Below are 12,375 nucleotides of genomic sequence, written 5' to 3'. Positions count from 1 at the left end.
TCAGGGAGCGGGTGGGTCGACAGGGTGCGCGGTGACGGGACGGTCGTCCCGGTGGCTCAGCGTCCGGGTGGGGCCCGGGAAGCCCGACCGCTCGTACCGTCGACGAGGGGCAGCCGGTCAGATTCGGCCGCGCGGACCGGCAGCACGCCGGCCGCGATGGTGCCCTGATCACCGGGGAGCGCCACCGGCGTGTCGACCGACCAGGTCGGGACCGGCTCCTCGGCGGCCTCCGGCGGTATCGCCGGGGCCGGGCGGGCCACAGTGGGCGCACCGCAGTGCCGGTACGAGGCCGCCAGCGACCCGGCGGCGACCGAGGCCGGCACCGCGCTCGACGTCGGCACCGGGCCGGGTGTTGGCGTGACGGCCGTGGTCGGGCCTGCGCCGAGCGCCAGGGCCGCGACGACGGCGAGGCTGGTCAGCACCCGAGTCGCCCAGCGCGCCACCCACCACAGCGGACAGGTGAACGCGACCGGAAGCACGTCCCAACGGTACCGTCGCGCAGACCCGGGCGCACCGGCCACGGGCGTGTCGGATCACGCCGCGCCGACCCCGTTGACCAGGGTGGACGTTGTCAGCGCAGGTCGACGTACGTTGATCGACCGTCAGCCTGACCGACCTCGTCGGCAGGTCCGTCGACCTCGCCGCGGGCGCTGCTTCCGGGTTCCCGTGCGTCGTCGTCACCTGCGGCGCGTTGTCGGGGGACGGGCGCCGGACGGGCCGCGCGGCGCGGCGCGAGCCGGCGCATCATCGGGGTTTCGACGAAGCGGTGCAGCAGCCCGGCGAGGACCAGGTTCGCCGCCAGGAAGCCGAGCACCACGGCCGGGCCACGCCAGCCCGCGAAGCCGATCCCCCAGGTCCCGCTCCAGCGCAGCACGCTCGTCATCACCAGCACGTGCACCAGGTAGAAGGCGAACGAGACCTCACCGAGCCAGACCAGCGGCCGGGACCGCCACGGCGAGCGCCGACCCCGCACGTCCGCGTCCGCGGCAGCGGTGATCACCAACAGGTACGCGACGGCGAGCAGCGTGGTCCACAGCTCGGCGCGGATCCACTGCGCTGCCGCCACCCAGGTGACCAGGAAGATACCGCTGGCCACTGTCAGTCCGGGACCGCGCCAGAGCCCTCGGCGCATCAACTCGGCAGCCACCGCGCCCAGCCAGAACTCCAGCGACCGCACCGGCGGGAAGATCTGGGTGAACCACCAGCGGCTCACCTCCGGCACCAACTCCTGCGCCGGCCAGAGCGCGAGGATGAGCAGCGGCAGCGCGACGACCAGCGCCCAGAGCAGCTTCGGTCGGGCCCGGCGCAGCAGTGGCAGCGCCAGCGGCAGACACAGGTAGAAGAAGAACTCGCAGGACAGCGACCAGCTGACGGTGTTGATGCTGTAGAACCAACCAGGCCGAGGGTCCCACGCCTGCAACAGCAGCAGGTTCTCCAACGCCGCCGCCGGCAGGACCGGGTCGGCGAACCACCAGGCGACCACCAGCGTCGCCGCGAACAGCACCAGGTGGTTCGGGTAGATCTTGGCGATCCGTCGCCGCCAGAACGTACGCCGGGAGTCTCCCTCGCGGGCCGACCAGACCAGCACGAAACCGCTGAGGATGAAGAAGAACTGCACCCCGGAGAGACCGAGGGTGAACAGCGCGTCGATGACTGCCTTGTAGTCCGGCTCGGCGATGATCCGCATGGTGCCGGCGTGGAAGCCGAAGACCAGCAGAGCGGCGATCCACCGCAGCCCGGTCAGCGAGGGCAGCCGGGGCACGGCCGGTGCGGGCCGGGCGGCCGACGTCGCGGCGACGCTCGTCATGCCGGGATCCCGGCGCTCGGCAGGGTCACCAGCACGGTCGTAGCCTCCTCGTCGCGGCGTCGGACGGCGCGACGGCGACGCCCACGACGACCCGGCAGGGCCGCACCGAGGCACCCTACCGGGTCACTCCCGGGTGAACCGGACGCATCCCACCCGCCCCACGAGCCTGCGTTCCCCGGGCCGGAAACCGCCCACCGGCCCGGCGTTAACCTTCCGCTGGGCGGGAGTTCAGAGAGTTCACCATCGGCGGCAACGTCAGGTTCCGGGGCCGGCCACCCGGGTCGTCGAAGGTGGCGGACGTGGTCAATGAGCCGACGCACGCACCGCTGCTGAGCATCGTCGTGCCCGTGTACGGCGTCGAGGCGTACCTGTACCAGTGCCTCGAGTCGATCCGGGCCGACATCCCGGCGGGCGAGTCGGACGCGGTCGAGCTGATCGCCGTCGACGACGCCTCCCCGGACGGCTGCGGCGACATGCTCCGCTCGTACGCGGTCAGCCGCGACGGCGTGCGCGTCGTGCACCTGAGCAGCAACGTTGGTCTGGGGCTGGCCCGCAACGCCGGGCTCGACGTGGCCACCGGCCGCTACGTCTGGTTCGTCGACAGCGACGACTGGTTGCCACCGGGCACGATCGCGGCGGTGCTGGACCGGCTGCGCCAGCACCAGCCCGACGTGCTGATGCTCGACCACCTGCGGGTGCACGAGGACGGCCGGCGGGAGGTCGACGCGAGCAGCCCGCTGCTGCGCGGGATCAACGGCGTGACCCGGTTGGCCGACCAGCCGCAGCTCCTGCGGGTGCAGCACACCGCCTGGAACAAGGTGGTCCGCCGGGACTTCATGGACGAGCTGGAGCTGCGGTTCTTCCCCGGGTGGTACGAGGACATCCCGTTCAGCCATCCCCTGCTGATCGGGGCCGAGAAGATCTCCGTGCTGGACCGGATCTGCTACCTGTACCGCCAGGGCCGCCAGGGCGCGATCACCTCCACCCGCAGCGGCCGGCACTTCGACGCCTTCGCCCAGTACGAGCGGCTGATGGACTGGGTCGCCCGGAAGCACCCGGACGAGCGGTTGCAGGCCGAGCTGTTCGAGCTGATGATCAGCCACTACCTGGTGGTGGTGGGCAACGACGGCCGGCTGCACCCGCACCTGCGGCGCGACTTCTTCCACCGGGCCGCCGCGCACTACCGTCGCTACCTGCCCACCGGCGGCTACCCGCTGCCCCCGGGCGTGACCGGGCTCAAGCACCGCCTCGTCGGGCGGGGTGACTGGGTGGCGTACTCGGCGCTGCGCCAGGCCCACCGGGTCGCTGGTCGCCTGCGTCGGTCCGACCCGGTGGGCGGCGCCGACGGTGGTTCGCGCGCCGCCGACGAGGACCCGGGGCGAGGGGCGAGCGCCGGGCCGACGCGCGACGGTGGGCTCGCGCCGGAACGGCGCGACGCGCTGGCCGTCGGCCGGTTGCCGTGAGCGACCCCACCGCGAAGCACGCCGGGAGCCGGGGCGGCTCCCGGCGCCCTGATTTCCCAGGTCGTCCGCCTGTCCGGTGGACGACGACAGCACCACCGCACCCCGGTGCGGGCGTACCTGAGCAGAGGTCGGAATGACAGCGACAATCAAGATCGGACCGCACGCGGTCGGTGCCGGGGAGCGACCGTTCGTGGTCGCCGAGATGTCCGGCAACCACAACGGCGATCTGAACCGGGCGCTGGCCATCGTCGACGCGGTGGCCGCGAGCGGGGCGCACGCGCTCAAGCTCCAGACGTACCGGCCGGACACCATCACCATCGACGTCGACACCCCGGCGTTTCGGATCTCCAGCGGGCACGAGTTGTGGGGCGGGGAGAACCTGTACCGCCTCTACGAACGCGCGCACACCCCGTACGAGTGGCATGCCCCGATCTTCGAACGGGCCCGCGAGCGGGGCCTGACCGTCTTCTCGTCGCCGTTCGACGCGACCGCCGTGGAGCTGCTGGAGTCGCTGGACGCGCCCGCTTACAAGATCGCCTCGTCGGAGCTGGTCGACCTGCCGCTGATCCGACTGGTGGCCAGCACCGGCAAGCCGATGGTGATCTCCACCGGAATGGCGACGGTCGCCGAGATCGACGCCGCCGTGCGCACCGCTCGGGCCGGGGGCGCGGCGGGCATCGTCCTGCTGGCCTGCACCGCGTCCTACCCGGCGCCGCCGGCCGACAGCAACCTGCGCCGGTTGCCGGTGCTGGCCGGCGCGTTCGACGTCCCGGTCGGGCTCTCCGACCACACCCCCGGCATCGGAGTGGCGGTCGCCTCGGTGGCGCTCGGGGCCTGCTTCATCGAGAAGCACGTGACGCTGGACCGGGCCGACGGCGGCGTGGACTCGGACTTCTCCCTGAACCCGGCGGAGCTTACGGCCCTGGTCGCCGAGTCCGGCCGCGCGTACGAGGCGCTGGGCGGCACCGCTGTCGGACCGACCCCCGCCGAGCGGGAAGGGCTACGGTTCCGCCGGTCGCTCTTCGTGGTCGAAGACGTCCGGGCCGGCGATCCGGTGACCGCGCACAACGTCCGCTCGATCCGGCCGGCCGGCGGGCTGGCACCCGTGGAGATCGACCGGGTGCTGGGCCGTACCTTCGCCACCGACGTCCCCCGAGGCACCCCCCTGAGCTGGGACCAGATCTAACCCACCCCACCCAACCCCACCCCACCCCGCACTAGGCCCACCCGGGTCGATCATGGACTTGTGGTGGCCGTTTGGACCCCCGGTGACTGCTTTGTGAGGCACCACAACTCCATGATCGACCGGTGGGGCGGGGGCGGCGGGCGGGGCGGGGGCGGCGGGCGGCGGGGCGGCGGGTGGGTGGGGGTTGGGTTTACCGGGGTCGGCCGTTGGCAGCGGCACCTCGACCGTTGGAGGCGAAGCCGACGGTGAGCACCAGGTCGGCCAGCCAGAGGGTCCGCCAGACCGCCGAGCCGTCGGCCGGCGTACCCAGGCCGTGACGCCGCCACCAGGCCGCCACCGGCACGTCGGCCAGCTTGCAGCAGCACTCGGCTCGGGTCCACCGGGCCCAGAAGTCACCCGCGCCAAACCGGCGGGCCAGCGCCGGCGGCACCGGGGCGTCGGCGCGCTCCGCGTCGATGGCCACCCGCCAACCGGGCGTCGATGGGCCGTACCAGCCGACGCAGCGGCCGTCGTCGAGGTGGCTACGGGTCACCGCGTCGGCCAGGTCGGCGGGGGCGCCGATACGCAGGTGCCGCTCGGCAGCGACGAGCAGCCCCGGCACCGGACGCGGCGCAGCCCCGCCGCCCGCCCCCGACGACAGGGCCGGCCCGGTGCGGCCGATCCGCCCCGGGATCGGAACCGGCCGCAGGTCAGATGGCGGCGGCACCGTCCACCACGATGACCTGGCCGTTGATGTTGGTGTGCTCCCGCAGCAGCATCCGCACGACCGGCGTGACCTCCACCGGCTCGGTCAGGTGACCGGTCGGGGTGCGGCGCACGATCTGGTCGAGCTGGGTCGGACCGAGCACGGCGGACATCTCCGAGGCGAAGAACCCGGGCGCCACCGAGTTGACAAGCATCCGGCCGCCCAGTTCGCGGGCGAGCGAGCGGGTGGCGGCGTCCATGCCGCCCTTGGTAGCCGAGTACGCGACGAGGCCGGGGAAACCGCGCTGCCCGCAGATCGAGGTGATGTTGACGATCCGCCCGCGCAGCCCCTTGGCGAGCATCCGGCGGATCACCAGTCGGGTCAGCTGTAGCGGGGCCGTCAGGTTGGTCTCGATGATCCGGGCGATGTCGTCGGTGGCGGTGTGCGCGTGCAGGGAGTCCTGCCCCATTGCGGCGTTGTTGACGATGCCGTCGATCGGGCCGAGGCGCTGCTCCACCTCGCGGACGAAGCTCTGCGCGGCACGCAGGTCGGTGACGTCCACCGAGCCGACATGCACCCGGTCGGGGTGTTCGGCGGCGAGCTTCTCCAACTCCGGGGTGATGGTGCGGGCGAACGCGGCCACGCGTACGCCCGCGTCGAGCAGGTCGGTGACGATGGCCAGGCCCAGGCCACGGGAACCGCCGGAGACGAGGACCACGGAGCTGGGCGGGACGAGTGGGGTGTCAGCGGGCTCAGACATCGCTCTTCAGGGTCTCCTTGACGGGAATGTCGGTCAGGACGCGAATGCGGCGCGGCACCGCGTGCTCGGGGAGCCGGTCGGCGCACCAGCGGACCAGCGCGGCCTCGTCGGGCACACCGGTGTCAGCGGAGGACGGGTCGGCAGCGGCGAGGACCACCTCGGCGACCACCATCCGCCCGAGTACCGGGGCGCGGCGGCCGGTCACCCGGGCCCAGGCCACCGCCGGATGACCGGCGAGCACGCCGCGGACCACACCGGCGGAGACCTTGCTTCCACCGACGTTGATCTCGTCGGAGTCCATTCGGCCGGTGATCAGCACCCGGCCGTCGAGCACCTGCACCCGGTCCCCGGTGCGGACCGGGCCGGCGAGACCGGCCCCGTGGTACGGGGAGGTGACTACCAGTTCGTCGTCGCGGACGGAGAGCGTCGGCCGGCCCGGGGTTTCCCGGTCCAGCCAGTCGACCGGGAACCCGGCCCGCCCGTCGTGCACCACAATGGACGCCCCCACCTCGGAGGACGCGTAGATCCAGGAGATCCGGGCCGTCGGGAACACCTCCCGGAGCTGGTCCAGGATCGCCTGGTCCACCGGTTCCCCGCCGAGGGTGATCTGGCGCAGCGGCACCCGAGCGAGGGCCTCAGCGTCGCGGTAGAGGGTGCGCCGCCAGAAGGTAGGGGTGCCGGAGGCCGCATCCACCCCGTGGGTGGCCGCGACAGTGGGCCAGTCGTCCAACTCGTCGGGCTCGACCACCACCAGGTGCTGGCCGGGCTGGGTCAGCGACAGGGTGACGACCTGCCACCAGGCGTACGTGCCCGGGGCGTACGGGCAGAGCCAGGTCCGGTCGGGCTGGTCGGCCCGCACTGTGGTCAGCGTGTCGAGGGTGTGCCCGACCCGCTTCGGACGCCCGGTGGAGCCCGAGGTCAGCAGCCAGAGCCGGCCCGGCTCGGCGGCTCGCGGCCGGGCCGGTGCGCTCGGGTGCACGCCGTCGTCGTCGAGGACGCCGACGGTGAACCCGGCCTCGAGCAGTTCGGTGCGCAGCGCCGCGTCGACCCGACTGGCGGTGCTGAGCAGCAGCTCGGTGCGGTGCACGGCGTGCTGTCGCGCGGCGGTGAGCGCGTGCACTGCCGAGCGGGCGAGCACCGCCGCCGGGTCGGGCAGGATGGGCGTCGGCAGCGAACGCCAGGTCAGCGCGGCGCCACCGACGACGAGCCGGTTGTCGACACCGGCTGGCTCCGGGCCGGCGGGGGTCAGGGGGCGCGACGTCGCGACGGTCACTGGTGCTGAAGCTCGACGAGGAAGTCGAGGACGTCCCCGACCGTGGCGATGCGACGCAGCCCGGGGGCGTCGAAGTTGAGCTCCTCCCCCGTCTCGTCCTCCACCCGCAGGGCCAGCTCGGAGAAGTCGAGCGATCGGAAGCCGATCTCCCGCAACTGCGCCGCGTCGTCCGCGGGCAGCTCCTTGTCCTGATTCTTCAGCACCTGAGCCATGAGGTCGCGGATCTGCGCGCGACTCAATTCGTTCATGCGCCGCAGTCTACAACCCAACGAATGCATATCTGATTTCCCGGTAGGCCCGGGTAAGGTGCCGGAACCCGACGTGAACGGCTAGGAAAGCGAGACGCACGTGCTGCGCGAAGCGACGACGGACGACGTTCATCTGATGTTGTCCTGGCGTAATCAGGAAACCAATCGACAGGTCAGCAAGACCAGCCACGAGATCACCGCCGAGGAGCACGCCCGGTGGTGGTCGGCGGTCCGCGACGACAGGTCCCGGCGGGTGCTGGTGTACGTCCGCGACGACAGGCCCTGCGGTGTGGTCACCTTCTTCGACCTGCGGTTGGAAGGCCCCCGCACCGGCGCGTGGGGTTTCTATCTCGACGCCGAGGGGCTGGACGGGCGGGGCGAGACACTGCCGGCCTGGCTGGGGGTCATGCGGGAGGCCGTCGAGTACGCCTTCGACGGGCTGCACCTGGACCGACTCGACGGCGAGGTGCTCGGCCACAATACCGTCGTACGACAGATGAACCGACGTTTCCGATTCGTCGAGGGCACCCCGCGACAGGAGCTGTCCGACGGTCGGGAAATCACCGTCGTCCCGATTTCCCTGGCTCGGGCGGACCGCCGCCAACGCTGATTTTCGGACCCTTTCCCGCAATGGACGGGAACCATTAACCGACAGTGCTCCCGGTGGACATCCGCCGTTAACGAATAGCGGTGTCCACCGGGGTGCGGTGGATCAGGCCCGTCGCCAGGCTGCCCAGTGCTGCTCGGGGTTGCCGCCGAGTCGGACGAAGCCGTACGCAGTGCCGTCCCAGTCGTCGGCCTGCCCGGGTGCCCAGCGGGCGAACACCACCTGCGCCGCGGCCGGCGGCTGCTTGTCGCCGAACCACCGGACGTCGGTCCAGGTCACCTGGTGGCTGAGGTTGAACCGGAGGACGTAGTGCACACCGGTCGAGGCCCACACCCGCTCGCCGGGGCGTACGCCGACGTCGGCCACCCGGGGCGTCGGGGCGGTGCTCTCGGCGGTCGGTCGCACGATCCGTTGGTCGATCACCTGCATCGTGACGAGGTTGACCACCACGAGGGCGCCGAGGATCGGCAGCCGCAGGCGGGGCACCCGGGCCGCGGCGACGAGCAGCACACAGCCGGCGATGCCGACCAGCAACCCGACCACCGGTCGCAGCTCACGCCAGCCCCCGGTCAACGCCACCAGGTCCGGCGCGCTGAAACCGCCGTAGCGCAGCTGGTGGCCCTGGCTGGCCACGTACGCGAGTCGGGCGGCGATCAGCGCACCGCCACCGACCAGCAACGCCACAGCGACCGCCGCCCGGCGCAGCACCACCCGCCACCCGGCGGTGAACAGCACCCCCAGCCCGACCAGCAGCCAGAACGGCGCGAGCATCTGCACGTACCGCCCGTAGATGGCGTCCAGCGGCTTGCCGGTGATGCCGGACAGGATCACCGACGCGCCGCCGGCCACCCCGACGGTCACCACCAGCGCCACGCCCATCGTCCAGCGGGCCGCGTCGCCGTGCCGTGGGCGCCACAGCTCGCGGACGGCGCCGGCCCAGGCCACCCCGGCCAGTCCGAACGTGATCACCACGAGGTACCAGAGCTGGGTGGTGACCGCGGCGCTCACCCGGACCACACCCTGCGCGGAGGCGATCGCGTCGAGCGTGCCGCCGCCGGGAGTGCTGCCGAGCAGGTAGACCTTGCCGCCGAGGTAGCCGATGGCTGCCTCGTTGACCAGCGCCATGGCGAGCACCGGCAGCAGCGCCGCGAGCACCACGGGCGGGCTGATCCGGCGGCGGACGAACAGCAGCAGGACCAGCCCGGCGTGCACGGCCACGATCACCAGGCCGCGGGAGTGCAGCAGATGGAAACCGCCGACGAGCAGGCCCACCGTGGCGGCGGCGAGCGGGCCGGGCCGGGTGATCCAGCGGTGCACGGCGAGCAGCCAGGCGACCACGAGCGGCGCCATCACCGCGTCGATCATGGCGACGCCCGCGTAGAAGGCGGTGGCCGGCAGGGTCGCCGCCGCGACCGCGCCGAGCAGCGCGTACGAGCGGCGCAGTTGGAACAGACGACGACCGAACAGGTACGCCAGCGGCAGCAGCGTCGAGTTCACCATCGCGTTGATGAGCTGGACGATCCGGTAGCTGTCGGTGAAGTCCCGGTCCCCGAGGAACGCCGGCGAGATCAGCATCGGGTAGCCGACCCGGCGCAGCAGGTCGTTCTCGCTGCTGAAGCCCCCCGGGCCGCCGGCCAACGCACGGGCGGTGTTCAGGTAGCTGTCCTCGTCGGTGTGGGCGATCGGCAGCACGATGTGCCGGGACCACCACATCCGCCAGGCCACGCTGAGCACCCAACCGACGACCAGCAGCAGCGGCACCAGCCAACGTCGGGCGGGTGGGCCGCTCGGCGTCTCGGCCGCCACCACCGGCCGTTCGATCACGTCACTACCGGGTGCCATGAACGCCTCCAGAATTGCCGGCCGGACCGGGCCCGCGCTGATCCGACGGGCCCACCGGCCGGTGTCGGTGACGCCCGGGGTGGCCCGCTCGCACCGAGCCGGTGTGGATGTCAGGTGAACGTGGGACCCGGCTGCGCGCCGCGTCGCCGGGTCGTTCGCGCGGTCACTGTAGCGGCCCGATCAGACCAGGTCAGCCCACATCCGGGGTGGTCGGAAGTGTTCGCCTGCGCGGTGTTCGGCATTCACGGAGGCACAGGTTGTGGTTCACCCGCGAGCGCCGAGGAGTTAACCCGCCATGGCTAGCGTGTCACCCCGGTCGGCCGGCCCACTGCCGCTCGTTCATCCACTGACACGGGAGCACCACATTGAGTGAGTTGAATGGATCGTCCATTCTGATCACCGGGGGAACTGGTTCCTTCGGCAGGACGTTCCTCCGGCACATCCTCAACGAGGCCGACCCCGCCCGCGTGGTGGTGTTCTCCCGCGACGAGCTCAAGCAGTACGAGCTGCGCCAGCAACTCGGCGACGACCCGCGGCTGCGCTGGTTCATCGGCGACATCCGGGACCGGCACCGCCTCACCCGGGCCATGCACGGCGTCGACCACGTGGTGCACGCCGCCGCGCTGAAGCAGGTGGACACCGCGGAGTACAACCCCTCGGAGTACATCGCCACGAACATCACCGGCTCGCAGCACGTCGTTGACGCGGCGATCGAGGCCGGCGTCAAGAAGGTCATCGCGCTCTCCACCGACAAGGCGTCCAGCCCGATCAACCTGTACGGCGCCACGAAGTTGGTCGGCGACAAGCTGTTCGTCTCGGCCAACCACTACGCCGCCCAGCACCCCACCCGCTTCTCCGTGGTGCGCTACGGCAACGTGGTGGGCAGCCGCGGCTCGGTTGTCCCGCTGTTCCGCCGGCTGGCCGCCGAGGGCAAGAGCCTGCCGATCACCGACAAGCGGATGACCCGCTTCTGGATCACCCTGGACCAGGCCGTGCAGTTCGTCATGGACTCGTTCGACCAGATGCAGGGCGGCGAGCTGTTCGTGCCGCGTATCCCGAGCATGCGCATCCTCGACCTGGTCGAGGCCGTGGCCCCGGACGCCACCACCCACGAGATCGGGATCCGGCCGGGCGAGAAGCTGCACGAGGAGATGATCGCGCCCGACGACAGCCGGCGGACGCTGCGCGCCGACGGCCGGTTCATCGTCCAGCCGACCATCGCCACCTGGGGCTACCAGGCGCCGGTCGACTGCGACCCGGTGCCGGACGGCTTCGCCTACCAGTCGGACACCAACGACGAGTGGCTCACCGTCGAGCAGTTGCGCGACATGCTCGGCATCAACGGATGACGGGGATGCTCCCGTACGGCCGGCAGTCGATCAGCGAGGACGACGTCGCGGCCGTCGCCGACGTGCTGCGCGGCGACTGGCTCACCACCGGTCCGCAGGTCGACGCGTTCGAGGCCGACCTCGCCCAGTGGACCGGCGGGGTCGGTGTCGCCGCCGTCTCCAACGGCACCGCGGCGCTGCACGTGGCGTACGCGGCCGCCGGGGTGGGGCCGGGCGACGAGGTGGTCGTCCCGCCGATGACGTTCGTGGCGACCGCCAGCAGCGCTGTCGCCCTCGGCGCGACGATCGTGTTCGCGGACGTCGACGACGAGACGTTCTGCCTCGACCCGGCGGCGGCCGCCGCCGCTGTCACCTCGCGGACGAAGGTCGTCGCCGCTGTCGACTACGCCGGCCACCCCGCCGACTACGACGCGCTGCGCACGTCGGTCGAGGGCAGCGACGCGCTGCTGCTCGCCGACGCGGCGCACTCGATCGGCGGGACGTACCACGGCCGGCCGGTGGGTTCGCTCGCCGATCTGACCACGTTCTCGTTCTTCCCCACGAAGAACCTGACCACCGCCGAGGGCGGCGCGGTCGCGGCGCTGGACCCGGAGATCCTGAAGCGGGCCCGCCGGTTCCGTGGCGTCGGCGTGGTCCGCGAACGCGACGACCTACGTTTCCCGGACGAGGGTGGCTGGCACCAGGAGGTGCACGAATTCGGGCTGAACTACCGGCTGCCGGACGTGCTCTGCGCCCTGGGCCGCAGCCAACTACGTCGGCTCGGCGAGTTCACGGCCCGCCGCAGCGCCCTGGTCGCCCGCTACGACGAGGCGCTGGCCGACCTGGACGGCGTACTGCTGCCGAACCGCAGGTCGTGGGCCGACCCGGCGTGGCACCTCTACCCGATCCGGGTGCTCGACGGACGTCGCCGCGAGGTGTACGACAGGATGCGGGCCGCCGGCATCGGCGTCCAGGTCAACTACATCCCGGTGCACTGGCACCCAGCCTTCGCCGACCTGGGTTACCGGCGCGGGTCCTGCCCGGTGGCCGAGTCGTTCTACGCCCAGCAGCTGTCGCTGCCGCTGTACCCGGGGCTCAGCGACACCGACCAGGACCGCGTCATCGACGCGCTGACCGCCGCGGTGCGGCGCGGCCCGGTGCGTTCCGCCGCGTGAT

12 protein-coding genes are annotated in these 12,375 nt (G+C 72.0%); 5 read left to right on the top strand and 7 right to left on the bottom strand.

Annotation, left to right across the window (positions count from 1 at the left end; genetic code table 11):
• Positions 1–56: 56 nt before the first annotated feature.
• The gene (locus AB0C19_RS10060; RefSeq protein ID WP_357182262.1) at positions 57–479 is read right to left on the bottom strand and encodes a hypothetical protein; all 423 of its coding nucleotides are present in this window, start codon (positions 477–479) and stop codon (positions 57–59) included.
• A gap of 92 nt (positions 480–571) precedes the next feature.
• Positions 572–1,807, bottom strand: coding sequence for an acyltransferase (locus AB0C19_RS10055; RefSeq protein ID WP_357182259.1), 1,236 nt, complete (start codon positions 1,805–1,807; stop codon positions 572–574).
• 299 nt (positions 1,808–2,106) lie between these two features.
• Here AB0C19_RS10055 and AB0C19_RS10050 point away from each other — a divergent pair, with 299 nt between their 5' ends.
• Positions 2,107–3,270: a glycosyltransferase gene (locus tag AB0C19_RS10050; RefSeq protein ID WP_357182256.1), complete on the top strand. Its 1,164-nt coding sequence runs from the start codon at positions 2,107–2,109 to the stop codon at positions 3,268–3,270.
• Positions 3,271–3,403: 133 nt separating this feature from the next.
• Positions 3,404–4,456, top strand: a complete 1,053-nt coding sequence (pseI, locus tag AB0C19_RS10045; protein ID WP_357182253.1) for a pseudaminic acid synthase — start codon at positions 3,404–3,406, stop codon at positions 4,454–4,456.
• Positions 4,457–4,646: 190 nt separating this feature from the next.
• Here the strand turns inward: pseI and AB0C19_RS10040 are convergent, their stop codons facing one another.
• Genes AB0C19_RS10040 through AB0C19_RS10025 form a run of 4 tightly spaced genes read right to left on the bottom strand, consistent with a single transcriptional unit; the run spans position 4,647 to position 7,422 of the window.
• Positions 4,647–5,162 carry a hypothetical protein gene (locus AB0C19_RS10040; protein ID WP_357182249.1) on the bottom strand — a complete coding sequence of 172 codons (516 nt, stop codon included), beginning with the start codon at positions 5,160–5,162 and terminating at the stop codon, positions 4,647–4,649.
• Positions 5,146–5,901, bottom strand: a complete 756-nt coding sequence (locus AB0C19_RS10035; RefSeq protein ID WP_357182246.1) for an SDR family NAD(P)-dependent oxidoreductase — start codon at positions 5,899–5,901, stop codon at positions 5,146–5,148. The genes AB0C19_RS10040 and AB0C19_RS10035 overlap by 17 nt, the downstream gene beginning before the upstream one ends.
• Entirely contained in the window at positions 5,894–7,174 is a 1,281-nt protein-coding gene (locus AB0C19_RS10030; RefSeq protein WP_357182243.1) for an AMP-binding protein, read from the bottom strand. Before AB0C19_RS10030 ends, AB0C19_RS10035 begins: the two co-directional genes overlap by 8 nt.
• On the bottom strand, positions 7,171–7,422 hold the full coding sequence (locus AB0C19_RS10025) for an acyl carrier protein (protein ID WP_091401397.1): 252 nt from the start codon (positions 7,420–7,422) through the stop codon (positions 7,171–7,173). Before AB0C19_RS10025 ends, AB0C19_RS10030 begins: the two co-directional genes overlap by 4 nt.
• A 100-nt stretch (positions 7,423–7,522) precedes the next feature.
• On the opposite strand from AB0C19_RS10025, the gene AB0C19_RS10020 reads away from it, so the two are divergent.
• Positions 7,523–8,032 (top strand): GNAT family N-acetyltransferase, encoded by a 510-nt coding sequence (locus AB0C19_RS10020; RefSeq protein WP_357182239.1) that lies wholly within the window; start codon positions 7,523–7,525, stop codon positions 8,030–8,032.
• 102 nt (positions 8,033–8,134) lie between these two features.
• Here the strand turns inward: AB0C19_RS10020 and AB0C19_RS10015 are convergent, their stop codons facing one another.
• Entirely contained in the window at positions 8,135–9,871 is a 1,737-nt protein-coding gene (locus AB0C19_RS10015) for a hypothetical protein (RefSeq protein WP_357182237.1), read from the bottom strand.
• A gap of 365 nt (positions 9,872–10,236) precedes the next feature.
• Between AB0C19_RS10015 and pseB the strand changes: the two genes are divergently transcribed.
• Together pseB and AB0C19_RS10005 are read left to right on the top strand one after the other, a co-directional pair.
• Complete coding sequence (gene pseB / locus AB0C19_RS10010) at positions 10,237–11,220, top strand: UDP-N-acetylglucosamine 4,6-dehydratase (inverting) (RefSeq protein ID WP_210816822.1); 984 nt, start codon at positions 10,237–10,239, stop codon at positions 11,218–11,220.
• On the top strand, positions 11,217–12,374 hold the full coding sequence (locus tag AB0C19_RS10005) for an aminotransferase class I/II-fold pyridoxal phosphate-dependent enzyme (protein WP_357182233.1): 1,158 nt from the start codon (positions 11,217–11,219) through the stop codon (positions 12,372–12,374). The genes pseB and AB0C19_RS10005 overlap by 4 nt, the downstream gene beginning before the upstream one ends.
• The last annotated feature ends 1 nt before the right edge of the window (position 12,375 follow it).

It is taken from the genome of Micromonospora sp. NPDC048842 (assembly GCF_040649935.1).
In the GTDB taxonomy this organism is placed as follows: domain Bacteria; phylum Actinomycetota; class Actinomycetes; order Mycobacteriales; family Micromonosporaceae; genus Micromonospora; species Micromonospora hortensis.
This window is presented reverse-complemented; position numbering and strand designations above follow the sequence as displayed.

Bases quoted from the DNA above. Each gene is read 5' to 3' on its own strand.
- pseI (WP_357182253.1), top strand. From the start codon at position 3,404: ATGACAGCGACAATCAAGATCGGACCGCACGCGGTCGGTGCCGGGGAG.
- AB0C19_RS10055 (WP_357182259.1), bottom strand. From the start codon at position 1,807: ATGACGAGCGTCGCCGCGACGTCGGCCGCCCGGCCCGCACCGGCCGTG.
- AB0C19_RS10025 (WP_091401397.1), bottom strand. From the start codon at position 7,422: ATGAACGAATTGAGTCGCGCGCAGATCCGCGACCTCATGGCTCAGGTG.
- AB0C19_RS10015 (WP_357182237.1), bottom strand. From the start codon at position 9,871: ATGGCACCCGGTAGTGACGTGATCGAACGGCCGGTGGTGGCGGCCGAG.
- AB0C19_RS10035 (WP_357182246.1), bottom strand. From the start codon at position 5,901: ATGTCTGAGCCCGCTGACACCCCACTCGTCCCGCCCAGCTCCGTGGTC.
- AB0C19_RS10005 (WP_357182233.1), top strand. From the start codon at position 11,217: ATGACGGGGATGCTCCCGTACGGCCGGCAGTCGATCAGCGAGGACGAC.